Consider the following 26961-nt stretch of genomic DNA (forward strand, 5'->3'; position numbering starts at 1 on the left):
ATGTTCTTTCGCCACATTGCAGTATTCAGCCTTATCGCCCTGCTCGCCGGTTGCGCGGGCATCGGCAGCCGTGAATCCGTTGAAGGCCAGGGCAACCCGGCGCAATGGAAGCAGCACAAGGATCAACTCGCCAGCATCGACGGCTGGCAGATCGAAGGCAAAGTCGGGGTTCGCGCCCCCAAGGACTCCGGCAGCGGCACCTTGTTCTGGCTGCAACGCCAGGACTACTACGATATTCGCTTATCGGGCCCGCTGGGCCGTGGCGCGGCCCGCCTGACCGGTCGCCCGGGGCAAGTCAGCCTGGAGGTGGCCAATCAGGGCCGCTATGAAGCGACTTCGCCGGAAGCACTGCTGGAAGAACAGATCGGCTGGAAACTGCCCGTCTCGCACCTGGTGTGGTGGGTGCGCGGCCTGCCCGCGCCAGACAGCAAGAGTCGCCTGAGCCTCAATGGCGACAGCCGCCTGGCCACTCTGGAACAGGATGGCTGGCAGGTCGAATACCTCAGTTATGTGCAGCAAAGCGGTTATTGGCTGCCTGAGCGCATCAAATTGCATGGCACCGACCTGGACGTCACGCTGGTGATCAAGGACTGGCAACCGCGCAAGCTGGGGCAATGACGTGAGCGTAGAAGCACTGACCCTGCCCTCCCCGGCCAAATTGAACCTGATGCTGCACATCCTCGGACGCCGTGAAGACGGCTACCACGAGTTGCAGACGCTGTTTCAATTTCTCGACTATGGCGATGAGCTGACGTTCGCCGTGCGCGATGATGGCGTGATCCGGTTGCACACCGAATTCGCAGGCGTGCCCCACGACAGCAATCTGATCGTGCGGGCAGCAAGAAAACTCCAGGAACAATCCGGCTGCCCGCTCGGCATCGACATCTGGATCGATAAAATCCTGCCCATGGGGGGCGGGATCGGTGGTGGCAGTTCGAATGCCGCGACCACATTGCTGGGCTTGAATCACTTGTGGCAACTGGCCTGGGACCAGGATCGCCTGGCCGCGCTGGGCCTTACCCTGGGCGCGACGTCCCGGTTTTCGTGCACGGACACGCGGCTTTTGCCGAGGGCGTCGGGGAGAAACTGTCCCCGGAATTCCCCGAAGAGCCGTGGTATGTCGTGCTTGTCCCGCAAGTATCTGTAAGTACAGCAGAAATTTTTTCAGATCCGTTGTTGACACGTAACTCTTCTCCCATTAAAGTGCGCCCCGTTCCCAAGGGAAACAGTCGAAATGACTGCTTACCGGTTGTAGCAAGGCGTTATCCAGAAGTACGTAACGCTTTGAATTTGTTAGGTAAATTTACCGAAGCAAAATTAACCGGAACTGGAAGTTGTGTGTTTGGGGGCTTCCCAAGCAAAGCTGAAGCTGATAAAGTCTCGGCCCTTCTTACAGAGACCCTTACAGGGTTTGTAGCAAAGGGAAGCAACGTTTCGATGTTGCATCGCAAGCTGCAAAGTCTGCTCTAAAAGGAATCGAGTACTGGGTACTCGTTGCAACAGATACAGGGGCGTCGCCAAGCGGTAAGGCAGCAGGTTTTGATCCTGCCATGCGTTGGTTCGAATCCAGCCGCCCCTGCCATTTTCTCTACTCATCCAGGTTACCCTCAGCCTCTAGGTACTGCGCGTGTCCAAGATGATGGTCTTTACGGGGAACGCCAACCCCGATCTGGCTCGACGTGTCGTACGTCAGCTGCATATCCCTCTCGGTGACATCTCTGTCGGTAAATTTTCCGATGGCGAAATTACAGCCGAGATCAATGAAAACGTTCGCGGTAAAGACGTCTTCATTATTCAGCCGACCTGCGCTCCGACCAACGATAACCTGATGGAACTCGTCGTGATGGCTGATGCCTTCCGCCGCTCCTCAGCGACTCGAATCACAGCTGTAATCCCTTACTTTGGTTATGCCCGTCAGGATCGCCGTCCGCGTTCCGCACGTGTAGCTATCAGCGCGAAAGTCGTGGCTGACATGCTCACCGTGGTAGGCATCGACCGTGTTCTCACGGTTGACCTGCACGCTGACCAGATCCAGGGGTTCTTCGATATTCCGGTAGATAACATCTACGGCTCCCCCGTATTGGTGGATGACATCGAAGATCAGCGCTTTGAAAACCTGATGATCGTGTCCCCGGACATTGGTGGCGTCGTGCGTGCACGGGCCGTTGCCAAATCCCTGGGCGTGGATCTCGGGATCATCGACAAACGCCGCGAGAAAGCCAATCACTCTGAAGTGATGCATATCATCGGTGATGTCGAAGGGCGTACCTGTATTCTGGTTGATGACATGGTCGACACCGCCGGCACCCTGTGCCACGCGGCTAAAGCCTTGAAAGAGCACGGTGCGGCTAAAGTCTTCGCCTACTGCACACACCCTGTGCTGTCGGGCCGAGCGATCGAGAACATCGAGAATTCCGTGCTGGACGAACTGGTGGTGACTAACACCATCCCGTTGTCCGCCGCCGCTCAAGCCTGTGCGCGTATCCGTCAACTGGATATCGCACCGGTCGTTGCCGAGGCGGTTCGCCGTATCAGCAATGAAGAATCGATCAGCGCGATGTTCCGTTAAGGGTCAAACCTTAGCGACATCAACCTGACGAAAAGCGCCTCGCCCCAGCACTCTGTTGGGGCGGGGCTTTTTTGCCCATATCGCCTTTAGCGCTGGTCGCAAACGCTGGGGCGAATGTGGTTAATTTGGAGATACAACATGAACAATTTTACTTTGAATGCTGAACTGCGTTCCGACCTGGGGAAAGGTGCGAGCCGCCGCCTGCGTCGTCTCGCAAGCCTGGTTCCAGCTGTAGTTTACGGTGGCGAAAAAGCCCCTGAATCCATCAGCATGCTGGCCAAAGAAGTTGCCAAACTGCTCGAAAACGATGCTGCCTACAGCCACGTTATCGAACTGAACGTTGGCGGCACCAAGCAGAACGTCATCATCAAGGCACTGCAACGTCACCCGTCCAAAGGTCACGTACTGCACGCTGACTTCGTACGCGTCGTAGCAGGTCAGAAACTGACCGCTATCGTTCCAGTACACTTTGTGGGTGAAGAAGCTCCGGTCAAGAAAGGCGGCGAGATCTCTCACGTCCTGAACGAAATCGAAGTGACCTGCCTGCCGAAAGATCTGCCTGAGTTCATCGAAGTCGACCTGTCGGCTCTGGAAATCGGCGCAATCGTTCACCTGTCCGACCTCAAAGCCCCTAAAGGCGTTGAGTTCGTTGCACTGGCTCACGGTGACGACAAAGCTGTTGCAAACGTACACGCTCCACGCGTTGCACCAGAAGCTGAAGAAGGCGCTGCAGAGTAATTCACTCTGTTTTGCCGGAGCTTGAGGCAACATCGCGGACCGGAACGTAGCGAGAAAGCGGGCGACAACGCGAAGTTTATCTCTGGATAAGTGAGCTCCTGTCACCCACTTTCGCCGCACCCAGGTCGGCGATGTTATCCACAACTCCAAAGGAAGGGCCCCTGTCGTGACTGCCATTAAACTGATCGTTGGCCTGGGAAATCCAGGCGCCGAATACGAACAGACCCGGCATAACGCGGGGGCCCTTTTTGTTGAGCGTATCGCCCACGCACAAGGCGTGAACCTTGTGGCCGATCGCAAGTATTTTGGCCTGACCGGGCGCTTCTCGCACCAGGGTCAGGATGTTCGTCTGCTGATTCCCACCACCTACATGAACCGCAGTGGCCAGGCTGTCGCGGCGCTTGCGGGCTTCTTCCGGATCAAACCCGAAGAAATCCTGGTGGCCCATGACGAACTGGACCTGCCACCCGGCGTTGCCAAGCTCAAGCTGGGCGGCGGGCACGGTGGGCACAACGGCCTGCGCGACATCATCGCGCAGTTGGGTAATCAGAATAATTTCTACCGCCTGCGGCTCGGCATTGGCCACCCAGGCGTTGCCAGTATGGTTTCAAATTTCGTCCTGGGTCGTGCGCCACGCGCCGAACAGGAAAAACTCGATGCCAGCATCGACTTTGCCCTCGGCGTGCTGCCGGATATCTTCGCCGGTGAATGGAACCGTGCGATGAAAAACCTGCACAGCCAGAAGGCCTGACTCTTACCGAGGGGAAACACCATGGGATTCAATTGCGGCATCGTCGGCCTGCCCAACGTCGGCAAATCCACCTTGTTCAACGCTTTGACCAAGTCCGGTATTGCGGCGGAGAACTTCCCCTTCTGCACCATCGAACCCAACAGCGGTATCGTGCCGATGCCGGACCCGCGCCTTGACGCGCTGGCGGTCATCGTCAATCCCAAGCGCATCCTGCCGACCACCATGGAATTCGTCGACATCGCCGGCCTGGTGGCCGGGGCATCGAAAGGTGAAGGCCTGGGCAACAAATTCCTGGCCAACATCCGCGAAACCGATGCCATCGCCCACGTGGTCCGCTGCTTTGAAGACGAGAACGTGATCCACGTCTCCAACAGCGTCGATCCGAAACGCGACATCGAAATCATCGACCTTGAACTGATCTTCGCCGACCTCGACAGCTGCGAAAAACAACTGCAGAAAGTCGCGCGCAACGCCAAGGGCGGTGACAAGGATGCAGTGGTCCAAAAGGGCCTGCTGGAGCAGTTGATCGCTCACTTCACCGAAGGCAAGCCTGCGCGCAGCTTGATGAAGAACATGGGCACTGATGAGAAGGCCGTGATCAAAGGTTTCCACCTGCTGACCACCAAGCCGGTAATGTACATCGCCAACGTCGCTGAAGACGGCTTTGAGAACAACCCACTGTTGGATGTGGTCAAGGCCATCGCCGACGAAGAAGGCGCCATCGTGGTTCCGGTGTGCAACAAGATCGAAGCGGAAATCGCCGAACTCGATGACGGCGAAGAGAAAGACATGTTCCTCGAGGCCCTGGGCCTGGAAGAACCTGGGCTGAACCGCGTGATCCGCGCCGGTTACGAAATGCTCAACCTGCAGACCTACTTCACCGCCGGTGTCGAAGAAGTCCGCGCCTGGACCGTCAAGGTGGGTGCCACCGCACCGCAGGCTGCCGGTGTGATTCACACTGACTTCGAAAAGGGCTTTATCCGTGCCGAGGTGATTGCCTACAACGACTTTATCCAGTTCAAGGGTGAAGCAGGTGCCAAGGAAGCCGGTAAGTGGCGCTTGGAAGGTAAGGAATATATTGTTAAAGATGGCGATGTGATGCATTTCCGCTTTAACGTCTAAGCTTTATTGACGGTCTCGTTCGCAAACAAAAAGCCGATGCTCTGCATCGGCTTTTTTGTGGCTGAAGGTTTTACAGTGCGTCGCTGCCTAATGCAGTAACGTCCATATAAAGACTAAAAAATTAAGCACTTTCCTACATAAAAAAGTACAACCACAATAAAAACCCTATTAAGGTTCTCACTCACACACCCCACTCACTTTTCGTACAACACTCTTCAACTTTAGATATGCGATTCGCGATGACAAGAACTCAAAAATACGCTTTACTGCCTCTTCCTGAGTCCCGTAACCTCAAGCGATTATGGAACAGTAGCTATGTCGGCTTTTTATTCTCATGAACACCAAACGGATATAGCAATCACTGAAGACCCTTATATTGAAGTAATGCTGAATACTACCGCCACACGAAATATTGACGTTCTGTTAATGGGCGAGACCGGCACGGGCAAAGACACCCTGGCACAACGGATTCATCGGTTGTCGGGCCGGCGCGGGCACTTTGTCGCCGTAAACTGCGCCGCGATCCCCGACAGCCTCGCAGAAAGCCAACTTTTTGGTGTAAACAGTGGAGCTTACACCGGCGCCGTACAATCCCGGGCAGGCTTCATCGAAGCCGCGCACCTGGGCACGCTGTACTTGGATGAAATCGACAGTATGCCCCTGACCCTGCAGGCCAAGCTGCTGCGGGTCCTGGAGTCCCGAGGCGTGGAGCGACTAGGCTCGACGCGCTTCATTCCCGTAGACATGCGTGTCATCGCCTCAGCCCAGCAATCGCTGCACGACATGGTCGAACAAGGCGCTTTCAGACGCGATCTTTACTTTCGCCTGAACGTCGTCAGCATTCATCTGCCCGCACTGCGCAACCGTCCTGAACGAATCATTCCCTTGTTCCTGAATATGGTTCGAGAGGAAGCCGAATACTTCAAGTGCACCTTCACACGCCCTTCCGGAGCGCTGATACAACAACTGCTTTGCCACCCCTGGATGGGTAACGTTCGCGAGCTACGCTCCACGGCCAAACGTTTCGCCCTGGGGATTTCGCCGCTATCTTCCGCCTCGGTGACAACCCACCCCGACACCCAATTGAATTTGAAAACACGCCTTCAACAGTTTGAAAAAGCATTGATTGAGGAGTCATTGCGTCGTCACGCTCAATGCGTAGATGAAGCCGCAGAGGAATTGGGCATGGCCAAGAGAACGCTTTACTACCGAATGAAACAACTGAGCATACCTCTGGGTGCACTGCCACGAAAAAACTAAATATCCAGATCGGCTACAAAACATGGAACTCCATAGAGCGTCACGACCACACAAACTACGAGCTTGGGCCTTTAGCGCAGGCCGTGCGTTTCGGTGTGCAACAAGGCATCCACCAGGCCAAAAAGTCAAAACTCTAATAACGGAGAGCCACTATGTCCGGTCCAGTTAGCAACAGCCTATATACTCCACCACCCTACTACGGTGGTATCGGTGACAATAACGAAGACTTGAAGCAAGAGAGGAAGATGGAGGCTCGTAAGTCGCTGAAAGAAGGTATCGAGGCCTTCAAGATCAGCGAACAGAAAAAAAACATCGACGCCATACGCTAAGTGAAAAGCCGTCCTTGTTTATAGACAAGGACGGCCTCCCTCCATCCCCAGCCTGAGGTCCTGTATGAAAATAGAACGTCCACTTCATCAGGAAAATACAGACAGCCTTACACGTCACAATGATCAGAACCCGTCATCCTCCCATTACGAAGACACGAATTTCTTTGCTTCACTGCTGGAGCCTTCCACGAGGCCGATCAACCCAGCGCCAGCATCAAGTGGTGTCACGGCTGCCGCCCTGAACTATTTAGACAAATCGTCGAGTGAAATGAAAAAAAGCCTGAAAGCCTTCAACTCCGAACTCAGCGAAAAACACCGACTCAGCTATTCATCTCACCTGTCAAACACGATGCTGATGACGCAAATGCTGGTCAAGAGCGTGGGAAAAGGTGCCCAACTCATCGAAAAAATCAGCAATTTGCAGTAGGTCACCATGATTCGCATTTTGTCCACGGGGTTGGTTTTATCGCTGATGTTATGGCTCTCGGGCTGCTCTGAAAGTGTTGAACTTCATCGACAACTTTCCGAACAGGAAGCCAATGAGGTCATCGCGGAGCTGGCAGACAAGCACATACGTGCGCAAAAGGTTCCTGCCAAGGACGGTGTCGTTGTTCGTGTCAATGCACCTGACATCAGTCGCGCCGTTCGCACGCTGGAAGCTGCGGGACTTCCTCGGATGGCCCGCACGACAATGGGAGATACCTTTCGTAAAGAAGGCGTTATTTCCACACCAATGGAGGAGCGCGCTCGCTACATCTACGCACTGTCTCAAGAGTTGGAGGCCACCCTGTCCAATATCGATGGCGTTATCGTCGCCCGGGTGCACGTGGTGCTGCCCGAACGTGTTGCACCGGGTGAACCCGTCCAACCCGCGTCCGCTTCGGTGTTTATCAAACACGACCCGAGGCTTGAACCTGATAACATCCGGGCACGTGTGCGCCGAATGGTTGCCAGCAGCATCCCCGGCATGACGAGCGCAACCGAAAACTCACAAAAACTGACAGTCATCTTTGTTCCGGCAGCGGCTTATCAGGAGCAGCAACGGCTGAGCTATTTCGGCCCGTTCCTGCTTCCCGAGCAGGACCTCATGTTTTGGCGCGTCACTGCACTACTGACCCTCCTCGCCGGCGCAATGACCGTCTTGGCTGTGGTGTTCTGGTACAGACGCAGGCAGCGTACGCAGGCGGTAACCAATGAGTGAGCCACTGGCATGGGCGCGCTGGTGGTTTTACCCTTGGAACCACGCCCATGACGGGTGGGAAGAACTTAAATCGGTCCGGGTGGATGCCCTGTGCCGCGCTGAGCATGTTCGGGCAAGCATCGCCTTGAACATCGCCCCTTCTCCGCCGCCTCCCCCTCATCTCACGATTCTTCGACTGGCGCTTGCCTCCAACGAGCAATTGCAGCAGATGCTGGCACTGCTGGGACATATTTGCCACAGCTCCTTCGATGGGGCTGTGAGCGAAGCCCAGCACTTATGGTGCATGCGCCTTTCCAAGGCGATAACGGTCGACACCCTGCTACCCAGCCATGCCGATCCCTTGCAGCTGATGCTGGTCTGGGTGGACCCGGCCGTTTGGCAGCGTCTTCGGCTGCGATTTGCCCCACAGCGCGTATTGCAGCTGGAAGCACAACGCCCTGCTCTGCACGAGACACACGGGCGATTGGATACGTTATGGAAAGCACTGGTCTGGCGGGTCACGTCGCCCATTGACGAAGACTACCGAACCCCATAAAGCAAGGCGCGATCATGCTCAGACGACGCAAGATTGAATTATACGAAGGTGCCTCTGACTCCACGCAAGTGCTGGTAAAGCGCGAATTGCTTGACCAGAGTACGCGAGCCAACGAACTGGTGGAACATGCCAAGGCACACGCCGATCAATTGGTCAGCGAGGCCGTGCAGCACCGTGACGCTCTCGCGGAACAGGCGCACATAGCCTTTTGGCAACGAGCCAACCTCGTGCTGGGACAATGGGAACAGCAGCGAAACAGTATGTGCGAACAACTGGAACGGTACGCGGCGGCAATCGCCAGCCAAGCGTATCGCTGTTTGTTGGACGACGTCCCACCCACTGCACGCCTCACCGCGCTGGTCAGGCAACTGGCAGCCAATCAACTGCCCGTGGTCCAGGCCACCTTGCTGTGCCATCCCGCTGAGCGCAATGACCTGGAACACTGCCTTATCGCCCTGGACATCACGCTTTGGGCTCTACGGCCTGACGAAAGGATCAAACAGCAGACGCTGGTGTTGGAAACGGCTGAAGGTGATTTTCACATCGACTGGTATTTGCTGCGTGACATGCTGTTGATACGTGAAGCACCGCAGTCAAGTCCGTAGCCTCTCGCGACCGACGTTTCAAAAAGTCGGGCTCAGGTGGAACTGGTGGCAATCCATATGCCACACAGCACACACACATCTTGAGTAAATATCCATGGAAAATTTCGGTGCCCAGAGAAACCACCTGTTTAGACAAGCCACCCTTAAATCGGACCGGCTGGATAAGCTTTTAGAGGAACCGAGAACCCTGGATGGGGACGTCTCTTTTTTTGAACAGGTCAGGAACCAACGCATGGCCTTGTTTGCTTATAACGAGCAAGTCCGTGCGGAACATATGCTGCTCAAAACTGCGCTTGATGGCGTTCAGTAATTTGAATGAGCTGATTGCAGGTTGGAGGCCTCCCAGGGAGTTCAGCCTCAGCTCTTTTCAGGACACTTGCGCCCAGGCCCCGGCCACTGGCGAATTATGCCGGGTTCGCGGCCTGCGGGACGGACGAGACGCGAGTCTCCAGTCCAACGGCGTCACACCGTTGCTGAATCAACGTGATATCTGGCGCGCAACAGTGACGCACCAGGCCGCTCAAGCCCTGAAACGCCCCTCCTCGCCGCTATGCTCGGTGGCGCTCTAAACAGAGAACTCAACATGTACAACAAGACTGACAAGCATTTGGGCTTGTGCCGCCCCTTGCCCATAAACCTGTCCAGACCAACACCCTGGCGCGGCCTCTTGATACTGCCCTGGTTGCTGGCGCCCACGGCGGGCAGCTTCGCCGCGATCCCACCCGAATGGAAAAACACCGCCTACGCCTATGAAGCCGAACACAAACCCTTGCGCGAAGTGCTTGAAGACTTTGCCCAGACCTTTGGCACGCAACTGCAGGTGGAGGGTCTGCTGGAAGGTAACGTCAACGGTAAGATACGCGCCAATACTCCGCAGTCGATGCTCGATCGGCTGGGCGTAGAGCACCGTTTTCAGTGGTACCTGTACAACAACACTCTGTATATCAGCACCCTGGACCAGCAAGAATCGGCACGCCTGGAGGTCTCTTCCGAAACCCTTGCCGACCTCAAGCAGGCATTGACCGATATCGGCCTGCTGGACAGTCGTTTCGGTTGGGGCGAACTGCCTGAGGACGGTGTCGTGCTGGTCTCCGGCCCGCGGCGCTATATCGAACAGATCAGGCAATTCAGCAGCCAGCGCCGTACCGCGGATGAAAAACAAAGCGTGCTGAGCTACCCACTGAAGTTCGCCAACGCCACGGACCGTCAAATAGAGTACCGCAGCGAAAAAATCACCCTCCCAGGCGTTGCCACCATGCTGCGCGGCCTGCTGGAGCCACGCTCAAGCTCGACGCTCTCGGGGCTGGCACAACGTTCCACCGCCCAGTCCCAGCCTGCACCTGTGATGCCCGCTTTTCCACGCCTGGGCAACCCGTTGCTGGGGCAGATGCTCGGCACAAACGCCGGCACCGCGCCTGTCGACACCGGCATGGCGATCACGCCTCGGGCACAGGTCAACACCAGCCGAATCCGCGTAGAGGCCGATGTGCACAACAATGCGGTGCTGATTTATGACGTGCCGGAACGCCAGGCCATGTACCGCGAACTGATCAGTCAGCTCGACATCGCACGAAAGCTAGTGGAAATCGATGCAATCATCCTCGACATCGAGCGCACGCAATTGCACGAATTCGGTATCAAGTGGGGCTTCCAGAACAGTCGCTTCCGTGGCGGCGTCAACATGGAGCCCGGCACCTCTTCGCAATTGTCGATCAAGCACCGCGACCGTTTCTACGCCGACGTGCGTGCACTGGAATCCCGCGGGCTGGCAACCATGGTGTCCAATCCCTCTGTACTGACCTTGGAAAACCAACCCGCGGTCATTGATTTCAACCGGACCCAGTACCTGACGGCTGGCCGCGAGAACGCAACCATTTTGCCCATTATCGTGGGTACCAGTTTTCAGGTAGTGCCCAGGGTCATCACCAGCCGCGGCGGCCACCAGATCCATCTGGCGGTGGATATCGAGGACGGTAACTTTGACGAATCCAATCCGGACCGCCTGGGCCCGGATGTCCGTCGAGGCAAGGTCAGCACCCAGGCCGTCATGGCGGAAAAGCGCTCGCTGGTCGTCGGAGGGTTCCACGTCACGGAAAGTACCGACAAACAAAACAAGGTCCCGCTGCTGGGAGATATACCGCTGCTGGGCAAGGCTCTGTTCTCCTCGACCGAACGCCAGAACAACCGACGCGAACGGCTGTTTATTCTTACCCCGCGCGTCATCGGCGATCAGTCCGATCCTTCGCGCTACTTGCCGGCGGACGATCAAGTCGAGCTGCAGGCAGCGCTCAAGCCCTTGGCCAGGCGCCTGGCGCCGCACCAGCCGGTCATCAACCGCAGCGATATCACCAGCACCCTGGCGCACCTGGTCAGTGGCGAAATACCCAAGGCCTTCAAGGCCTCGCCGATGCCTCTGGCGCTGGGCACCTTGTGCAACACCCGCGATTTGCTGGCGCTGAACAGCGAACGCGGCCAATGGTATGCCGGCCCGCAGTACAACGTAGCGGTGGTGGTAGTGCGTAACCAGTTCACGCGCAATGTGCGTATTGATGAAAAGGAATGCAGCAATTCCCAGACGCTGGCAGTTGCCGTCTGGCCAAATGCCTGGCTCAAGCCGGGAGAGGAAGCGGAGGTATTTATCGCCATGCGTCCGGTGTCGAAGGATGAACACCTCGGCGTGCCCCGCCCTTCCCTGATCACTCCACCCCAGAAGGCCGTACGATGAAACACCGTTTGCTTTACGTCACCCTGATCGGCGCAGCGCTGCTTGCCGCCGGCTGTACACCGACCTGTAAGGGCGACTCCTGCTCTCGCCCGCAGTCGAACAAGGACAAGCTGGTGATCTGGTGGCCGCCGCAGATGCGCGTCGAGCCTGGCCCCGCCGGGGAGCGGGCGGATTATCAGACGGTGTCGCTGGAACGTTGAGAACGCCGGGTGGGCGGCGCTGCCGCTCACCCAAGGCGCGTGCCTGGCAGACTGCTGCTTGGGGTGACTAACGCTGGTCAAGCTCCGGCAATTGGAGGGTATCACGCTTGGCTTCATCATCCAGCTCACGCAAGGTCCGGTAGATCAACGCCACGGCCTGCAAGGTTTCACGGGGAATGTTGGCACCCAGTTTTTTCGTATACAGCGTCCGGGCGAGCCACACACACTGGATCACGGGCACGTCAGCCGCTTTTGCACGGGCAATCAACCGACGCGCGTCGGCGTCGGTCCCCTTGTCCACCAGTAAAGGCAGTGGCGTTTTACCGGGGCGGTAATACAAGGCCACGGCAAAGTGCGTCGGGTTGACCACCAGCATGTCCGCCTCCTCCAGCTTGGGCAGCTTGACCTTCGGTTCCTCCTGCGCCAACTGATAAGCCAACGCGCGGCGCTGGCCTTTCACGTTCGGATCGCCCTCCATGTCCTTGTACTCTTTGATGACCTCGACTTGGGTCATGCGCATGCGCTTGGCGAAGAAATGTTTCTGCAACGCCAGGTCGATCAGCGCCAGCACCAGTAACAGCCCAAGGCAGGCATGCAGCAGATAGCGGAACAGCACGATCAGCGCCAACAGGTAGCTTTGCAGATCGCTGGTCGCCAGGTTGATCAGCGCTCCCAAGGAAGGCCAGACCACCAGGTAAACAACCAACCCCAGCAGAAACGCTTTGAAGATGCTCATCAGCAGGTTCATCAGCGACTGGGCAGAGAACATTTGCTTGAGTTGGCTGAGCGGATTAAGGCGTTTGAAATCGAGCTTCAAGGTCTCTGGGGCAAATAAGATTCCGAACTGCATCCAACTGCTGATCAGCTTAACCGTGATCGCCACCCCCACCATCAGCAGCGCAAATGAGAAAAATACCAGCAGGCCCTCCAACAGCACTTCTTCCAGCGTTCTTACAAAGGGCTGAGTCAGGCGCGACATCGGTAGCACTATCAGTTGCTGGAAACGCTGCAAACTCGTCTCGGCGGTGAATAACGCAATTTCGCTGATGGCCGTGAGCACCAACAACTTGCCCACATCCTGGCTTTGAGCGACTTGGCCTTTCTTGCGTTGGTCACGCAGCTTCTTGGCAGACGCCGGGTGTTTTTTCTCGCCGGAGTCACTCATGGCATCGCCGCCCGGAACAACAGTCCCAGTGAGTGTTTAAGGTCGCTCAGTTGGCTCATCCTGCCGACGATCAAATCCTGCAGCAGCGCAAAGTAGAGCAATAGAATCCCGATGCCCGCCAGGCACTTGACCGGTGGCGCCAGCGTACTCACCTGTAACTGTTGGCTGTAGACCCCCAGCAGCGCAATGCCGAACTCCAGCAACAGCAGGACCGCGATGAAGGGCGCTGCGTAGAGCATCATATGCGTGAAGGTGTCACCCAGCAGGTCGACAAACAGGCTCATTCCATTGGCCGCCGGAAGCGGAAACCACACCGTGGGCGGCCATATCCGGTAGCTGTCCCAGATCACTTGGGTCAACGCCCCCAAGCCCAGGGTGACCATCAACAGAAAGATCGCCAACTGCTTGAACAAGTGCCCGACCGGTGTCGCGTCCGGCCCCAGTGAGGGATTAAGCTGCCCGCCGGCCAAGGCTCCGCGCTGGTTATCCAGCAATGCCCCCACCGACTCGAACATCCAGAACGGCATCGACAGCAGCACCCCCAGCAGCAAGCCCAGGGCTATCTCCTTGAGCACCAGGGCACTGAGCATCAGTGCCGAGTAGTCCAGGCCTTCCAGCGCCGTGTGGATTCCGGGGGCGGGCATTAGCGCCATGACCATCACAATCGTATGCCTGGGCATGCCGCGTATATGCTGAAAACAAAACGCGGCCACCAGAAAGGCGCAGGGATAGATACGCGCCATGCCAATGACCAGGCTAGGCAGGAACTCAAGATACAACAGCACAGGCAAGCCCTCAGTTCAGGCCCGAGCGGCCGATCATTTCGAAGGTCAGGTTGATCAGTTGAATCAACTCCACGCCAATCCAGCGACCGGTCATGATCAGCGTGACGCCCACCGCCACCAGCTTGATGCCAAAGGGCAGCGTCTGGTCCTGCACCTGCATCAGCGCCTGCACCAGCGAGGTCAGCACGCCGACCACCACGGCCACGATCAGCGGCGGCGCCGACAGTACAACCACCAGCAACATGCCCTGCTTGAACAGCACGATCGGTTCCATAAGCCACTCAGAGATAGGAAAGGAACAGGCTGTCGAGCAACCGCGACCACCCGGACACCAGAACGAACAGGAGCAATTTGAGCGGCAGGGAAATGGTCATCGGCGAGACCATCTGCATGCCCAGCGCCAGCAGCAGGTTGGAGACGATCAAGTCGATCACGATGAACGGGATGTAGATCAGGAAACCGATCTCGAACCCTGCCTGCAGTTGCGACAGTACAAAAGCAGGAATCAGCAGGATCAGGTCTTCGCGCTGAACTTCCTCGGCCATTTGCGCCGGCCAAAGACGCGCAGTGTTCTCCAGCAGATGCGTCAGCACATCCGGGTCGACATTGCGCAGCATGAATGCGCGCAGCGGCATGATGGCTTCGCCCCCCGTTTGCAACACCGTTTGCACATTGCTCAGGTCGAGCGGCGAAATCTTGATGCTCTCGGCGATTTCATAGCCCACCGGCGCCATGATAAACAGCGTCGCCGCCAACGCGATGCCGTTGATGGCCATGCTGGGCGGCACCTGCTGCACACCGATGGCATTACGCGTAATCATCAGCACAATCACAATTTTCAGGAACGATGTGCAGATGATCAACAGCATGGGCATCAACGAGAGTGCCCCCAGAAACATCGCGAGAACAAGGGGATCAAGCCCCTGAAGTATCATCGACTGAACAACACGCGGGACACCTGCAACCCCAGGCGGCCGTCGACTTCAACCAACTGCCCCTGACCAATGGGCCGGTCGCCGTAATAAAGACCGGCCACGCCGGGCGCGTAGCCCGTGATGCCCAGTACCGAACCAGGCCCCAGGTTGCGTAACTCGCCCAGGGTAAGGTTCAGTGTTCCACAGCGAACCGTCAGCGCCATGCTCAACTCGTCGAACGGCTCGTGCCCGAATACATCGGCCACGGGTTCATCCTCCACAGGCTCCGAGTAATCGGGCGCCGTAAAATGCTCGTCCACAAACGTTTCCTCTATAGAAGTAAGGGTCAGGCACGCCGTGCCGGTGTCATCGTCAATGTCGCCATGCAGCCGACGCCTGCCAACTTGCACATGACCGCGGCCCTGCACCTGGAAAAGCGCCTGTTCCAGCACCAGCACATCACCTGGGCGCAGGCTGAATACCTGTGCAATCGTCAGTCGCAGGTGCCCCAGCGTTACGGCAATTGCCAATTGAAATTGCGCCGGCAGGGGAGCGGCAATGGAGCGCCACGCAGCGGCCTCGCACACCGCCAGGAAGCTCTCGGGCGTCAGCCACACGTAACCCATGACCCGAGAGGCATCCAGACTCACGCTGAGCCGGCAACCAAACCCTGCCGGGCAATCGGTCTCCAACAGGCGCAAATAACCGAACAGGGTTCGCACCTCGGGGCTCAGATAGTGCTGGAATAACGCCCAGAACCAGGAATTCGGATCGTTACCGGCCTGGGCCAACGTCACCGGGCATTCCCCCATCAGACTGAGTAATGGCCCGGCCTCCGCCAACGCGAGCACACCGCACGCCGTTTCGAAACACATCACCTCGGTCCCTGTCGGCGCACGGCCGGGTTCCAGACGCATCTCTCCTGCTTGCCCGGCCACGCGAAAGGGCAGGCACAAACCGCGCCCCAGTCGACGAAGCGCGGCGACCCGGTCTTCCCTGACCCGGGGTACTGTCAGCGGCGGCATCATCATGCCGAGCCGAAGACAGGCACATGCAGACTGACCGACTGCCCCAGCGCTGCGGCCAATCGCTCCTGGCACGGTTGCCGCACACCGCTGAGCCAGCGCGACGTTGCCTCGAGTTCGGCGTCCAGGTCGATGGACCATGCGCCTTGCTCACGCCGCACAACGCTGTTGATTCGCCCCAACCGCGGCAGGTACAACACCGCGTGAAGCGGCCACTGAGCACCTGCCAGCACGCGCGGCGCCAATTGCTCGGTGAGCGCCTCAATCATCGCGATACTGGCCGAAGCCATCTCTCCCGACGCAAAGGACTGGGTGCCTGCGCCTTCATCGCCAAGGGTAAACAGCTGCGCGAACAATCGTCCCTGCTCCCAAGGCACCTGACCCGGGCGCCCGGCTCGCGCTCGTCGTGCAAGTCACGCAGACGTGCTCGTTCAGTAGGTTTATTTGAAACCTGAGTCATACGGGCTCCTCAGCCAGCATCAGGGACAACTCCTGAAGTTTTTCCACTTGTCGCAGGCATTCGGTAGCCTGTTTTTGCGCACTGCCCACCTGGGCCTGTTTTTCCACCTGCTGGCGTTGCAACGCCTCCAGCTGGCCCTGGTCTCGCTGGGTACTGGCCGATAACGAGCGCTCCTGCGCCCCCCAGGATTTGAGGGCCTGCAGGCTCAGGACCTGACCCTGGTACTGATCGAGCAGTTGGGCACTTTGTCGAATTTCTTCCTGCCGGGCTTCGTCCAGCGCTTGCTCGGCCTGCTGGATATGGACGACCAGCGTCTGCTGGGCGCGCTTGGCCTCGCGCAAGGCACGCTCGGCACGATCCGCGCGATGCCGGCGCAAACGTCGCAGGGTCTCGATCTCCCCCAGTAGTTCTTCAGAATGGGACATGGGCAGTCAGCGCCTTGAGCTGGTCCAGCGTCGCCACCATCGGCGACGGCTCACGCAAGTCCTGGCGCAGGAAACCATCGACCGCCTGACGGCTGTCCACCGCCAGGTCGGTCAAGGCATCGCTGCCAGGCTGATACTCCCCCAGCTTGAGCATCAGCTCGATCTGCTGATACGCCGACAACAAACGTCGCAGCGCCGTACCCGCCTGGATGTCGGCCGATTGCGCGACGTTGCTCAAGATCCGTGAAAGGCTCGCCAGTACATCCACGGCCGGGTAGTGCCCACGCTCGGCCAGCTTGCGCGACAGCACGATATGACCGTCAAGCAGCGAACGAACTTCATCGGCCACCGGGTCGTTCATCGAGTCCTGCTCAATCAGCACCGTATAGATCGCCGTGATTACGCCTTCACGCGTCAATCCGGCACGTTCCACCAACCGCGGCAACAGGCTGTAGACCGAAGGCGGCAAGCCGCCGCGCCCCAGGGGCTCACCGGCGGCCAGGCCGATTTCGCGCTGGGCCCTGGCAAAACGGGTCAAGGAGTCGATCAGCAACAACACTCGCTGGCCCTTGCGCCGGAAACCTTCGGCCAAGGCCGTTGCCGTGAACGCGGCGCGCGCCCGCTCCATGCTCGAGCGATCGGAGGTGGCGCACACCAGCACGGCTTTGGCACGCAGCTGATCATCCAGTTCGTGATCAAGAAACTCGCGTAACTCCCGGCCCCGTTCACCAATCAGGCCGAACACGATCACATCGCACTCCACGTTACGCGCGATCTCGGCCAGCAAGGTGGTCTTGCCACAACCGGCGCCGGCAAACAGCCCGACGCGCTGACCCTCCCCCAACGTGATCAGGCCATCGATCGAACGGACACCGGTGGCCAACGCGCGGTTGATTCGCGGCCGCTCCGTGGGTAAAGGCGCCTCGCACAGCACTGGGGTTGCATCGCAGTCCTGTGAATCGGCAAACGCACTGGGGCCGTCGCCCGCAATCGGACGCCCAAACCCATCCAGCACCTGGCCCAGCAGTTCGTCACTGACCTGCACTCGGTGCGGCACTCCCAGGCGCTCCACACTGGCACCGACACGCACGCCCTCCAGGTTGCCCAACGCACTGAGCACCGCATCCTGCTGGTCAAAGCCGATGATCTCGGCGAGCATGCTATCGCCCGGTGTTTTTTCCACCTGGCACAGGTCGCCGATACGCGCCTGGGGCAGCCTGCATTGCAACAGCATGCCGTTGACACGTTGGATACGCCCACGCATCGTTACCGGCGCAAAATTCATCAGCGCCTGCGTCTGCCGGGCCTGCCAGGCCTCCAAGCGCGCCTGAAGGTCCGCGGTCACCAGCGCACCTCGTAGCGGCGCTCGCCATCAAAAACCACCTTGCTGTTATCGATCAGTACCAGACGCAGACCATCCACCTCGTCGCCCAGGAACAAGCGGCTGCCCTCCTCCAGCACAACATGTCCGTTCGGCCCGCCGACAATCTGCACAATCTTGAACGGCAACGCACTGTCCCGCGCGCGGACTCGGCTGATCACCGGCACTTCGCTGTCGAACCGCTCGCCAAACCGGCTGAGCATGCGCGCCACCAATTCCACCTCATCCGGGGACACGTCGCCGCTGAGGGCCACCTGGTTGTTGACGACCTGCACGCTGACCCTCTGGGTCAACTCACGCTCAGTAAGCATCTTCAACAACTGCTGGCGGACCTCATAAGGCGAAGCCAGTTCGTGCTTGCGTACCTCGGGAGGCCTCAAGGACGCCTGCGCCTCAGGCTCTCCGCTGGAGACCATGCCGATCAACACAATCACCACCGCAACGACCAGCACCACACTGATCAGGCGTTTTTGCTGTGAATGCGAGATAGACGACAACACCAACGTCGGCAACGGCTCATGCACGGGCGCCACAGAGGCGGGTTCAGGCGCAGGCACCTGGAGCCAAGGCTGATCCGCCAGGGCGACGCACAAGCGAACACTTCCTATCGAAAACACCACACCCATGGGCAAGCTCGGGATCTGGGCCAGCGCCTGGCCTTCTGCGCCGTGCAAGAGTCCGGCTTCGGCCTGCACCGACCAGTTAGCGCCATCGAGCCGCAGTTGCGCATGATGCTCGGCAATGCCCGGATCGCTCAGCAACAGATCCGCATCCGCCTGCGAGCCAATGCTCCATTGTTCACCAAACAAGGGCAATGCGGCGCCCTGGTGCAAGCCGCTCAAGACTCGTAGTTCGAACATCATCATCCGCTCCCAGGCACACGCGATACCCGACGGCTCATGCCGCCGTACCCCGCATCGGTTCATCCTGGTCAAGGTCAATGCGCCCCAGCACCTTGACCTTGGAACTGCTGCCCAATTCGGCAAAGGACAACACCGGCACATGGTTGAATTCGTCCACCAATAAGGTGCGCAAGGGGCTGCGTAGATCCTGCGCAACCAATATCACGCTCCTGCTTTTGGGGCGCGCGGTGAACGCCTGGTTGAGCAAGTTGGCCAACGCCGCGCTGTGATCATTATCGAGGGCAAAGAACACCCCGGTCTGGGTCTGGCGCAATGCATCGCGCAGGATACTTTCGGTTTGCGGCGAGAGCAGCCAGGCATGCAGTCCATCGGCTTCGCTGTACTGGTGGTAGATCTGCGACTTGAGCGCGATGCGCGCGTAGTCAGCCAAGGCCTCAGGCTCGCGCTCATGCTGGCCGTATTCGATCAACGACTCGACAATCAAGCGTACGGCACGCAACGGCACCCCTTCACCGGCCAAGCGCTGCAGCACCGCCGAAAACCGCGAAAGCGGCATGATCCGCTGCAGCTCCTGCACCAGTTCCGGCTGGTTGTGCTCCAGCCAACTGAGAATGGCCTTGCTCTCCTGTATCCCGAGAAAACGCGGCCCGCTGAGCATCATCGCGCGTGTCATTCGCTCGACGACCAGGCTTTGCGCGGTGAAGCGCTCCACCTGCGGATCGTCAAGCAAGGGATGTTCGGGCGCCAGCCATAGCCAGTCTTTCTCATCGCGCTCAGCCAGCCCGTGCACGGCATCGTCGGGCGGTGACGCCAACGCGTCGTGCGCTACGGCGATGCGGTCGCTCAAGGTGGCTTGCATCACCGGTACCTCATGGACGCAAAAACGCATCTCGTCCGGCGCCAGCAACTCGATGAACTCGGCTTCAAACGGTGGCAACGTCAAGCCGATATTGGCTACCAGCGTATTGCGCGCCTGGCGAATTTTTTGGACGATCTCAATGACCTGAGGCGTTGCATACGCAGAAGGATGAAACTGCAACACATACGGCCGCGACGGATCAAAGCCACGCAGGTCTTCTTCACCGTTCTCCTCCGGCCGCACCGCAGCAGGGGCTTCGGCTGACGGATTTTCCTGGCGCTCACGCTGCCGGGCCAGGTAGTAACCCAGGCCTCCGGTCATCATTGAGATAAAAATGAACACCGTTGTCGGCATGCCGGGCACGGCCGCAAACGCGAGCATCCCCACCGAGGCAATTATCCAGCTCTTGGGTTCGCTGGTCATTTGCCGGGCAATTTCAGCCCCCATGTTACTGATGCCTTTGCGCCCGTCCGGCGCCACACGGGTGATGATCATGCCGGCGGTCAGGGAGATCAGCAGCGCGGGTATCTGTGCAATCAGGCCGTCACCGATGGTCAGCACCGAATACAGCGCCATGGACTCACCGGCGCTCAAACCATGCTGGAACATGCCAGTGGAGAAACCGCCCAACAGGTTGACCACCACGATGATCAAACCGGCAATGGCATCGCCCTTGACGAACTTCATGGCGCCGTCCATGGCCCCGAATAACTGGCTTTCACGCGACAACTGCTCACGCTTGTCCCGCGCTTGCGCGCCGTCGATCAGCCCGGCGCGCAGGTCGCTGTCGATGGACATCTGCTTGCCCGGCATCGCATCCAGGCTGAAACGCGCCGCCACTTCGGCGACCCGCTCCGAGCCCTTGGTAATCACCAGGAAATTGACCAGGGTCAGGATCAGGAAGATCACCATCCCCACCGCCAGGTTGCCCCCGACCACAAAGTTGCCGAAGGCTTCGACGATGTCACCGGCGTCCTGCTCCAGCAGAATAAGACGCGTGGTCGCGATCGACAGTGCCAGGCGAAACATGGTGGTCAGCAGCAGAATCGAGGGGAAGGAAGAAAACGCCAACGGCCCGGGCAGGTAGAGCGCCAGCACGATCAACAGGCAGGAAATACAGATGTTCAGCGCAATCAGGATATCCACCAGCCAGGTGGGCAGCGGCACGATAAAGATGAACACGATGGCCATGACCACCACGGCACCCAGCACCTCGGCACGCCGCGCTATCTTGAGCAGCACACCGTTGACGGCGGCCAACGCACTCACCCGTCGACCCTCGTCTTGTCGACAAATTGCAGGCGGCCACGCTCGACGCGGGCAAACTCGTCCATCACCAGCAGAAAGCTATGCAGAGCCTCCTGACGAATGCGGCTATCGTCCCACAACGCCAGGGGCAACCGTTGGATGACCGGGTACAGGCTGTTGAGGCAAACCAGTTGATCGACCGGCAAAGCGCCGCCCAGGTCGTAGGCCAGACGCTGCACTTCAGCTGACTCGATACCGCTGCCGGCGTAGCCCAGCAGGCGCTGCAGCAAACCGACCGCTTCCTCCTGCGCGCCCAGGCGCAGGAGCAGTGCCCGGCAATTGGCCAACACCGCACCCAACTGACCGCAGCTCTGCAGCCCTCTGAGAAGCGCACGCAAGCGCGCGTTAGGCACCGACGGTGTATGTGCCGCGACGTCATCGGCCAGGGCGCGGCGCATCAAGTTGAGGCCGTCGACGAACCGCTCGCCTCCATACATGCCCAGCAGCGCGTGCAGCATGGTCGATAGGGATTGGCGAGTGACCACACTGGCGTAATACAACGTGCGTAAGGCCTGGCGTTCCTGTGGGTCATCAGTGGCCAGTTGCAGCGCCGCGGCAATGTTCAGGCCGGCCTGGATTTCCCGTTTGAAACGCATCTCCAGCCTGGCAATGGCATCCCGCGCCAGTGCCGCTTGCGCACTGCGGGTTTCGTCCTGCGCCTGCGCGGCCACCTGCTTGAGTACCACGAAGGTACGCGCCGGATCGCTCCCGCCAAGGTCCAGCAACTTGTCCAGGGCCGGTTGTTGCAGTAATTGAATGCGCATGCGCCGAGCAACCGCCGCCAGGCTCGCCTGGGCCGGATGTCCGAGCATGTCATAGAGCTGCGCGAGTTGCTCAACGGGAGGGACCCGTACCGGCGTGAACCGCTTGGGTAAAGCATTAGCGTCGACCGCCACGTCCTGACTGAAGCTCAGCGCAATGTCCTCGCTCCCCTTCGCAGAAGTTGGCGCTTCGACAGGGCCGACACGAGACGGGTCCAGGCGCTGGATCCGCTCCATATCGTTGCTGGATTCGACTTTCATGGTTAAGCCAGAACAGGAAGAGTGTGTCTCTGTGTGGCAAGCCGTGCCCATGCGGTTCCATCGAAATCAACAAATTCACCGCCTGTGAAAATACCCGCACAAACTCACGGCAAACTTTGCAAAGCGTTGCGCAAAAAATGCTCAATTCAAGATATTTAACTTTATAAATCAATAAGTTGAATGATTTTTTCATTTGGCACAACCAGTGCAAAAGGGCTTTCCGTCGAAACCATTTCGACTGCGTCTACCCTAAGGAAAAAATCATGAATATCCCTATTGAAGCTTTAGCGCACCTGGTTGGCAGCTCGCCTCAATTCATGCTTCACCTGACAGACGACCAGCAAAAAAAACTACGACGCTTCATTCACAAGCGTGTTCTCAACCCGGAAGATGCGGACGATCTTCTGCAATTGACCTACCTTGAAGCCTGGCGCAACCGCGAGCGTTTCAGCGGCACTGCCACCCTCAGCACCTGGATGTGCGGTATTGCGCAGAATCTGATCCGCAATCACTTCCGGCGCATGTACGCCAAGCCGGTGCATTGCGAGTTTGACGAGTCGCTGTGGCATGGCCAGGAAGACAACCGCAACCTCGACTGGGAGTTCGAGATAAACCGCCGCCTGGAAAAAACCCTGAGCGCCATCGACCATCTGCCGATGGAGATGCGCAAAACGCTGTATGCCTCGCTGGAAACCGACGGCAGTTACCAGGACACGGCCGACGTACTGGACATTCCTATCGGCACGGTTCGCTCACGCCTGTCTCGGGCGCGTGAACAGCTCAAGCGCGTCACTCACACCTCGCTGCATTCGTAAGGCAAGCCACGTGTTGGGCGGCAGGGATATCTGCCCAACTCGATCAGGCTCCATCGCGCCGACATCAATCGATACCCCTATGGAACCGACGTCCACCCCGCCTCTCGTCGCCGTTTAGCCAGGTTTGGGTTAAACAATTGAAAGCGTAGAAAAAATTCTCAACAAAACACTTGACGCATCGGCGCCCGAAGCGAATAATGCGCGCCACTTGGCTACATAGCTCAGTTGGTTAGAGCATAGCATTCATAATGCTGGGGTCCGGGGTTCAAGTCCCTGTGTAGCCACCAAGTACTAAAAACGGCTTACCGAAAGGTAGGCCGTTTTTTTATGCCCGCAGAAAAGGCTGGGACATACTCGCATCGTTACGCCCCACCACCATCGACTCACGCCCTACGCCCGCATGAACCTCAATGTGACAGAAGCGCTCAAAAAAACCGCCCATCTGTATTTTGACGCTCGCTTGACCCCGCTGTTAGTGTCCAGCCTCCCCACACACGGAGTGCACCACGGTGAACCTGGACATCTACCAAGTCGACGCCTTCAGCCAACACCCCTTCGGCGGCAACCCCGCGGCGGTGTGCCCGCTTACCGAGTGGCTGCCCGACGATCAGCTGCAAAACATCGCCGCTGAAAACAACCTCTCCGAAACCGCTTACTTCGTGCCTCGTGACGGGTTCTATGAGTTGCGCTGGTTTACCCCGCAAGTCGAGGTCGATCTGTGCGGTCATGCCACCTTGGCGGCAGCGTGGGTGTTGATTCACCGGTTGCAGAATGCGCCTGAAGTGCTGCGTTTCGCCACGCGCAGCGGTGAGCTGCGGGTCACGCGCGATGGCGATGAACTGGCGATGGATTTCCCGGCCAGGCAGCCCGAGCGCTGCGAGCCGCCGGCCGGGATGCTCGACGCCCTGGGGATTGAACACGCCGAAGTGTTCGGCACCGATGACTACCTTGTGGTGGTGGACAGCGAAGCCCGGCTTGCGGCGCTGAAGCCGGATTTTTCGCGCCTCAAAGGCCTGCCTAAACGCGGCATTGCGGTGACAACCAAAGGCACACAGTTTGATTTTGTTTCGCGCTGGTTCGGGCCGAATGTGGGCATCGATGAAGACCCGGTCACCGGTTCGGCACACACCTCGCTGGCGCCGTTCTGGGCCGAACGCCTGGGCAAGACAACACTCACGGCCGAGCAAGGCGGCAAACGGCGTGGCCAGTTGCGCTGCGAGCTCAAGGGCGACCGCGTGATCATTTCCGGCAAGGCCGTGCTGTATCTGCAAGGCCAGATATACCTGTAAAAGCAGCTCCCCAAGGACAACAGATCATTCTAAAAATGAACGGAGTTCAGCGCGTGTTTTCGATTTCCCGCCGTCACTTGTCCATCGCTGCCACAGCCCTGGCCCTTGCCGCCTGCCACACCCCGGTCAACAAACAGCCACCGGCACCGGAGCTGGGCTCAGGCTATCGCACCGATCTGACCACCCAGCACGCCACACGCCATATGGCGCCGCCGCAAACCCGCTGGCAGCCGAAGCCGGGCGTGAGATGTTGCGCCAAGGCGGGTCGGCGATCGATGCGGCCATTGCGATGCAAGCGGTGTTGACGCTGGTGGAGCCGCAGTCCTCCGGCATCGGCGGCGGCGCGTTCATCATGCTGTGGGATGGGAACCAAGTGCACGCTTATGACGGCCGCGAAACGGCCCCGGCCGGGGCGACTGAGCGGTTGTTCCTGAACGCCGACGGCACGCCGATGGCCTTCAGCGATGCGCAGATTGGCGGGCGCTCGGTGGGCACGCCCGGGGTGTTGCGCGCGTTGGAAATGGCGCACAGGAAGACCGGCCGCCTGCAATGGGCCACGCTGTTCGAGCCGGCGATTCGCTTGTCCGAGCAGGGCTTTGCGATCTCCCCGCGCCTGCACAGCTTGATCGCCGCAGACCGTTATATCGCACAGTCGCCAGAGATGGCCGCCTACTTCCTGAAGGCCGATGGCACGCCCAAGGCCACCGGTACCCTGTTGAAAAACCCGGCGCTGGCCGCCGTGTTCAAGCGCATCGCCAAGGAAGGTCCGGACGCGCTGTACCAGGGTGCGATTGCCGATGAGATCGCCCGCAAAGTGCAGGGCCACCGCAATACGGGCAGCCTGTCCCAGGCGGACCTCAAGGGCTACGTCGCCAAGGAGCGCGCGCCGCTGTGCACCGATTACAAACAGTGGAAAGTCTGCGGCATGCCGCCGCCGTCGTCGGGTGGGATTGCGGTGGCGCAGATCCTGGGGACGTTGCAGGCGCTGGAAGCCCGCGACCCACGCCTGGCCATTGCGCCAATGACACCGCTGAAGAACGCCTCCCCAGCCGGGCTGGAACCTACCCCCGAAGCGGTGCATCTGATTGCCGAAGCCGGTCGCCTGGCCTTCGCCGACCGTGCGCTGTATGTGGCCGATTCGGACTTCACGCCAGTGCCGGTCGCCGGTCTGGTCGCGCCGGATTACCTGGCCCAGCGAGCCACCTTGATTGGCGAGCGCAGCATGGGCATTGCCAAACCCGGCCAGCCGGCCGGCATCCAAGTGGCGTATGCGCCGGACCGTTCGCCACTGCGCATCTCCACCTCGCAAGTGGTGGCGGTGGATGACCAGGGTGGCGCCGTGTCGATGACCACCACGGTGGAAGCTGCATTTGGCGCCCATGTAATGGTCCAGGGTTTCTTGCTGAACAACCAGATGACCGACTTTTCGTTCATCCCTGAAGAAAACGGCCAACCCGTGGCCAACCGTGTCCAACCCGGCAAACGCCCGCGCTCGGCCATGGCGCCGACCCTGGTGTTCGACCGTCAGAGCGGTGAATTGCTGGCGACAGTCGGCTCGCCCGGCGGCTCCCAGATCATCGAGTACGTGAGCAAATCCCTGGTGGCGATGCTCGACTGGCACCTCGACCCACAAGCCGCTATCAGCCTGCCCAACTTCGGCAGCCGCAATGGGGCTACGGAGCTGGAGGCCGGTTTGTTCAGCCCAGGGTTGAAACAGGCGCTCAAGGATAAAGGCCACGCAATGAGCGAAATTGAGATGACCAGCGGTATCCAGGCGATTGTTCGTACGCAGGATGCGCTGGGGAAAGTATCGTTGAGCGGTGGTGCCGACCCACGACGTGAAGGCGAAGCGGTCGGCGACTGAGGTTATCGAGCGGAGGCAATCCCTTGCACCAGGCAAAAAATCTCGGCGCCATTGCAGGCGTCGATCACGGTTTCTGTTCGATCAACGATCCGCTGCGTCCGGATGACCTGTTCATTTGCAAGCAGGTGCACAGTGCCGCAGTGATTGAGTGGCAGGCAGGGCTGGTGGCCAATACGGTCGAAGCCGATGGGGTGCTTACGCACACGCATCAGCCGATCGCAGTGATTACCGCAGATTGCCTGCCCATTCTGCTCGCATCGCAAGACGGTCAGCATGTGGCGGCGATTCATGGCGGCTGGAAGGGACTGCAACGCGGGATCGTGGCGAATGCGCTGCAACGTTTTGCCGATTTGGGGGTTGCGGCCGACCAGCTGCACGTCGCAATCGGGCCGTCGATCAAGCCCTGCTGCTATGAAGTGAGCGAAGGGTTTATCTCCGAGTTCCAGGTGGATCAAGGGCACGTGTGGCGTAACGGCGAAGCGCCATGGAGCGTTGCGCAACCCCAGCCGTTGTTGTCACCGCAGATCCCCCCACCGCATGCGCGGCAAGCACGAAGTGCCTGGTTTGACTTGAGCCGATATGGGCTCATGCTGCTGCAAGCGGTCGGGGTTGGACGGGAACAGATCGAGGTGAGTGAGGTGTGTACCTACTGCACTTCAACGATGTTCGCCAGCTACCGCCGAAGGACGCATCACCCGGAGGAGGCGAAGACGTTATTGTATTCGTGGATTGGTCGCAAAGTCTGACTGTG

General features: G+C 59.0%; 28 protein-coding genes, 2 tRNA genes and 2 pseudogenes. 21 read left to right on the forward strand and 11 right to left on the reverse strand.

The window, feature by feature from the left end; all coding sequences use genetic code 11:
- From lolB to hrpT, 16 genes and pseudogenes are all read left to right on the forward strand, one after another.
- Positions 1–618 carry a lipoprotein insertase outer membrane protein LolB gene (gene lolB, locus JWR98_RS17360; RefSeq protein WP_003171605.1) on the forward strand — a complete coding sequence of 206 codons (618 nt, stop codon included), beginning with the start codon at positions 1–3 and terminating at the stop codon, positions 616–618.
- A gap of 1 nt (position 619) precedes the next feature.
- Positions 620–1470 (forward strand): annotated as a pseudogene (gene ispE / locus JWR98_RS17365) (4-(cytidine 5'-diphospho)-2-C-methyl-D-erythritol kinase).
- A 37-nt stretch (positions 1471–1507) separates the two neighbouring features.
- Positions 1508–1582 (forward strand) — tRNA-Gln (locus JWR98_RS17370).
- A gap of 45 nt (positions 1583–1627) precedes the next feature.
- Complete coding sequence (locus tag JWR98_RS17375; protein ID WP_003171603.1) at positions 1628–2569, forward strand: ribose-phosphate pyrophosphokinase; 942 nt, start codon at positions 1628–1630, stop codon at positions 2567–2569.
- Between the two features lie 138 nt (positions 2570–2707).
- On the forward strand, positions 2708–3307 hold the full coding sequence (locus tag JWR98_RS17380; protein WP_078731465.1) for a 50S ribosomal protein L25/general stress protein Ctc: 600 nt from the start codon (positions 2708–2710) through the stop codon (positions 3305–3307).
- Positions 3308–3473: 166 nt separating this feature from the next.
- The gene (pth, locus tag JWR98_RS17385; RefSeq protein ID WP_010213318.1) at positions 3474–4058 is read left to right on the forward strand and encodes an aminoacyl-tRNA hydrolase; all 585 of its coding nucleotides are present in this window, start codon (positions 3474–3476) and stop codon (positions 4056–4058) included.
- Positions 4059–4079: 21 nt separating this feature from the next.
- The gene (gene ychF / locus JWR98_RS17390) at positions 4080–5180 is read left to right on the forward strand and encodes a redox-regulated ATPase YchF (RefSeq protein ID WP_078731463.1); all 1101 of its coding nucleotides are present in this window, start codon (positions 4080–4082) and stop codon (positions 5178–5180) included.
- Positions 5181–5495: 315 nt separating this feature from the next.
- Positions 5496–6440 carry a sigma 54-interacting transcriptional regulator gene (locus JWR98_RS17395; protein ID WP_078731462.1) on the forward strand — a complete coding sequence of 315 codons (945 nt, stop codon included), beginning with the start codon at positions 5496–5498 and terminating at the stop codon, positions 6438–6440.
- A 152-nt stretch (positions 6441–6592) separates the two neighbouring features.
- Complete coding sequence (locus JWR98_RS17400; RefSeq protein WP_205490648.1) at positions 6593–6769, forward strand: type III secretion effector protein; 177 nt, start codon at positions 6593–6595, stop codon at positions 6767–6769.
- Positions 6770–6833: 64 nt separating this feature from the next.
- Positions 6834–7196 (forward strand): hypothetical protein, encoded by a 363-nt coding sequence (locus JWR98_RS29505; protein ID WP_225908754.1) that lies wholly within the window; start codon positions 6834–6836, stop codon positions 7194–7196.
- A gap of 6 nt (positions 7197–7202) precedes the next feature.
- Positions 7203–7970 carry a type III secretion system inner membrane ring lipoprotein SctJ gene (gene sctJ, locus JWR98_RS17410; RefSeq protein ID WP_205490651.1) on the forward strand — a complete coding sequence of 256 codons (768 nt, stop codon included), beginning with the start codon at positions 7203–7205 and terminating at the stop codon, positions 7968–7970.
- On the forward strand, positions 7963–8505 hold the full coding sequence (locus tag JWR98_RS17415) for a type III secretion protein (RefSeq protein WP_205490654.1): 543 nt from the start codon (positions 7963–7965) through the stop codon (positions 8503–8505). Before sctJ ends, JWR98_RS17415 begins: the two co-directional genes overlap by 8 nt.
- A gap of 14 nt (positions 8506–8519) precedes the next feature.
- Entirely contained in the window at positions 8520–9110 is a 591-nt protein-coding gene (sctL, locus tag JWR98_RS17420; RefSeq protein WP_078731458.1) for a type III secretion system stator protein SctL, read from the forward strand.
- Positions 9111–9204: 94 nt separating this feature from the next.
- Positions 9205–9420: a hypothetical protein gene (locus JWR98_RS17425; protein ID WP_078731457.1), complete on the forward strand. Its 216-nt coding sequence runs from the start codon at positions 9205–9207 to the stop codon at positions 9418–9420.
- Positions 9421–9693: 273 nt separating this feature from the next.
- On the forward strand, positions 9694–11835 hold the full coding sequence (gene sctC / locus JWR98_RS17430) for a type III secretion system outer membrane ring subunit SctC (protein ID WP_078731456.1): 2142 nt from the start codon (positions 9694–9696) through the stop codon (positions 11833–11835).
- Positions 11832–12035, forward strand: coding sequence for an HrpT family type III secretion system protein (hrpT, locus tag JWR98_RS17435; protein WP_003171582.1), 204 nt, complete (start codon positions 11832–11834; stop codon positions 12033–12035). Before sctC ends, hrpT begins: the two co-directional genes overlap by 4 nt.
- Before the next feature lie 67 nt (positions 12036–12102).
- Here hrpT and sctU read toward each other — a convergent pair whose 3' ends face one another.
- From sctU to sctW, 11 genes are all read right to left on the reverse strand, one after another.
- Positions 12103–13200, reverse strand: coding sequence for a type III secretion system export apparatus subunit SctU (gene sctU, locus JWR98_RS17440; protein WP_205490657.1), 1098 nt, complete (start codon positions 13198–13200; stop codon positions 12103–12105).
- A complete protein-coding gene (gene sctT / locus JWR98_RS17445; RefSeq protein WP_078731454.1) occupies positions 13197–13985 on the reverse strand; it encodes a type III secretion system export apparatus subunit SctT in 789 nt (262 codons plus the stop codon). Before sctT ends, sctU begins: the two co-directional genes overlap by 4 nt.
- A 10-nt stretch (positions 13986–13995) precedes the next feature.
- Positions 13996–14259: a type III secretion system export apparatus subunit SctS gene (sctS, locus tag JWR98_RS17450; protein WP_078731453.1), complete on the reverse strand. Its 264-nt coding sequence runs from the start codon at positions 14257–14259 to the stop codon at positions 13996–13998.
- Positions 14260–14266: 7 nt separating this feature from the next.
- Positions 14267–14920, reverse strand: coding sequence for a type III secretion system export apparatus subunit SctR (gene sctR / locus JWR98_RS17455; protein ID WP_078731452.1), 654 nt, complete (start codon positions 14918–14920; stop codon positions 14267–14269).
- Entirely contained in the window at positions 14917–15930 is a 1014-nt protein-coding gene (locus tag JWR98_RS17460) for a FliM/FliN family flagellar motor switch protein (protein ID WP_078731451.1), read from the reverse strand. The genes sctR and JWR98_RS17460 overlap by 4 nt, the downstream gene beginning before the upstream one ends.
- On the reverse strand, positions 15927–16280 hold the full coding sequence (locus JWR98_RS17465) for a type III secretion system HrpP C-terminal domain-containing protein (RefSeq protein WP_225908755.1): 354 nt from the start codon (positions 16278–16280) through the stop codon (positions 15927–15929). Before JWR98_RS17465 ends, JWR98_RS17460 begins: the two co-directional genes overlap by 4 nt.
- Before the next feature lie 100 nt (positions 16281–16380).
- A complete protein-coding gene (sctO, locus tag JWR98_RS17470; RefSeq protein ID WP_078731449.1) occupies positions 16381–16809 on the reverse strand; it encodes a type III secretion system stalk subunit SctO in 429 nt (142 codons plus the stop codon).
- Positions 16796–18154 carry a FliI/YscN family ATPase gene (locus tag JWR98_RS17475; RefSeq protein WP_341869697.1) on the reverse strand — a complete coding sequence of 453 codons (1359 nt, stop codon included), beginning with the start codon at positions 18152–18154 and terminating at the stop codon, positions 16796–16798. Before JWR98_RS17475 ends, sctO begins: the two co-directional genes overlap by 14 nt.
- A complete protein-coding gene (locus JWR98_RS17480) occupies positions 18151–19050 on the reverse strand; it encodes an FHA domain-containing protein (protein ID WP_078731519.1) in 900 nt (299 codons plus the stop codon). The genes JWR98_RS17475 and JWR98_RS17480 overlap by 4 nt, the downstream gene beginning before the upstream one ends.
- Positions 19051–19087: 37 nt before the next feature.
- Positions 19088–21181 (reverse strand): type III secretion system export apparatus subunit SctV, encoded by a 2094-nt coding sequence (sctV, locus tag JWR98_RS17485; protein ID WP_078731447.1) that lies wholly within the window; start codon positions 21179–21181, stop codon positions 19088–19090.
- Positions 21178–22242: a type III secretion system gatekeeper subunit SctW gene (gene sctW, locus JWR98_RS17490; protein WP_205490660.1), complete on the reverse strand. Its 1065-nt coding sequence runs from the start codon at positions 22240–22242 to the stop codon at positions 21178–21180. The genes sctV and sctW overlap by 4 nt, the downstream gene beginning before the upstream one ends.
- Positions 22243–22505: 263 nt before the next feature.
- On the opposite strand from sctW, the gene JWR98_RS17495 reads away from it, so the two are divergent.
- From JWR98_RS17495 to JWR98_RS17515, 5 genes and pseudogenes are all read left to right on the forward strand, one after another.
- Positions 22506–23057: an RNA polymerase sigma factor gene (locus tag JWR98_RS17495; protein WP_078731445.1), complete on the forward strand. Its 552-nt coding sequence runs from the start codon at positions 22506–22508 to the stop codon at positions 23055–23057.
- A gap of 210 nt (positions 23058–23267) precedes the next feature.
- Positions 23268–23344, forward strand: a tRNA-Met gene (locus tag JWR98_RS17500).
- A gap of 222 nt (positions 23345–23566) precedes the next feature.
- Positions 23567–24346 (forward strand): PhzF family phenazine biosynthesis isomerase, encoded by a 780-nt coding sequence (locus JWR98_RS17505; RefSeq protein ID WP_205490663.1) that lies wholly within the window; start codon positions 23567–23569, stop codon positions 24344–24346.
- 35 nt (positions 24347–24381) lie between these two features.
- Positions 24382–26210 (forward strand): annotated as a pseudogene (gene ggt, locus JWR98_RS17510) (gamma-glutamyltransferase).
- A 23-nt stretch (positions 26211–26233) separates the two neighbouring features.
- Positions 26234–26956, forward strand: a complete 723-nt coding sequence (locus tag JWR98_RS17515) for a purine nucleoside phosphorylase YfiH/LACC1 family protein (RefSeq protein WP_205490664.1) — start codon at positions 26234–26236, stop codon at positions 26954–26956.
- The last annotated feature ends 5 nt before the right edge of the window (positions 26957–26961 follow it).

It is taken from the genome of Pseudomonas lactucae, from assembly GCF_016937615.1.
Lineage (GTDB): Bacteria > Pseudomonadota > Gammaproteobacteria > Pseudomonadales > Pseudomonadaceae > Aquipseudomonas > Aquipseudomonas lactucae.

Excerpts from the sequence above, each read along its gene's own strand:
- lolB (WP_003171605.1), top strand. The coding sequence starts at position 1 with ATGTTCTTTCGCCACATTGCAGTATTCAGCCTTATCGCCCTGCTCGCC.
- JWR98_RS17380 (WP_078731465.1), top strand. The coding sequence starts at position 2,708 with ATGAACAATTTTACTTTGAATGCTGAACTGCGTTCCGACCTGGGGAAA.
- ychF (WP_078731463.1), top strand. The coding sequence starts at position 4,080 with ATGGGATTCAATTGCGGCATCGTCGGCCTGCCCAACGTCGGCAAATCC.
- JWR98_RS17395 (WP_078731462.1), top strand. The coding sequence starts at position 5,496 with ATGTCGGCTTTTTATTCTCATGAACACCAAACGGATATAGCAATCACT.
- JWR98_RS17400 (WP_205490648.1), top strand. The coding sequence starts at position 6,593 with ATGTCCGGTCCAGTTAGCAACAGCCTATATACTCCACCACCCTACTAC.
- JWR98_RS29505 (WP_225908754.1), top strand. The coding sequence starts at position 6,834 with ATGAAAATAGAACGTCCACTTCATCAGGAAAATACAGACAGCCTTACA.
- sctJ (WP_205490651.1), top strand. The coding sequence starts at position 7,203 with ATGATTCGCATTTTGTCCACGGGGTTGGTTTTATCGCTGATGTTATGG.
- JWR98_RS17415 (WP_205490654.1), top strand. The coding sequence starts at position 7,963 with ATGAGTGAGCCACTGGCATGGGCGCGCTGGTGGTTTTACCCTTGGAAC.
- sctL (WP_078731458.1), top strand. The coding sequence starts at position 8,520 with ATGCTCAGACGACGCAAGATTGAATTATACGAAGGTGCCTCTGACTCC.
- JWR98_RS17425 (WP_078731457.1), top strand. The coding sequence starts at position 9,205 with ATGGAAAATTTCGGTGCCCAGAGAAACCACCTGTTTAGACAAGCCACC.
- sctC (WP_078731456.1), top strand. The coding sequence starts at position 9,694 with ATGTACAACAAGACTGACAAGCATTTGGGCTTGTGCCGCCCCTTGCCC.
- hrpT (WP_003171582.1), top strand. The coding sequence starts at position 11,832 with ATGAAACACCGTTTGCTTTACGTCACCCTGATCGGCGCAGCGCTGCTT.
- sctU (WP_205490657.1), bottom strand. The coding sequence starts at position 13,200 with ATGAGTGACTCCGGCGAGAAAAAACACCCGGCGTCTGCCAAGAAGCTG.
- sctS (WP_078731453.1), bottom strand. The coding sequence starts at position 14,259 with ATGGAACCGATCGTGCTGTTCAAGCAGGGCATGTTGCTGGTGGTTGTA.
- sctR (WP_078731452.1), bottom strand. The coding sequence starts at position 14,920 with ATGATACTTCAGGGGCTTGATCCCCTTGTTCTCGCGATGTTTCTGGGG.
- JWR98_RS17460 (WP_078731451.1), bottom strand. The coding sequence starts at position 15,930 with ATGATGATGCCGCCGCTGACAGTACCCCGGGTCAGGGAAGACCGGGTC.
- sctO (WP_078731449.1), bottom strand. The coding sequence starts at position 16,809 with ATGTCCCATTCTGAAGAACTACTGGGGGAGATCGAGACCCTGCGACGT.
- JWR98_RS17480 (WP_078731519.1), bottom strand. The coding sequence starts at position 19,050 with ATGTTCGAACTACGAGTCTTGAGCGGCTTGCACCAGGGCGCCGCATTG.
- sctW (WP_205490660.1), bottom strand. The coding sequence starts at position 22,242 with ATGAAAGTCGAATCCAGCAACGATATGGAGCGGATCCAGCGCCTGGAC.
- JWR98_RS17495 (WP_078731445.1), top strand. The coding sequence starts at position 22,506 with ATGAATATCCCTATTGAAGCTTTAGCGCACCTGGTTGGCAGCTCGCCT.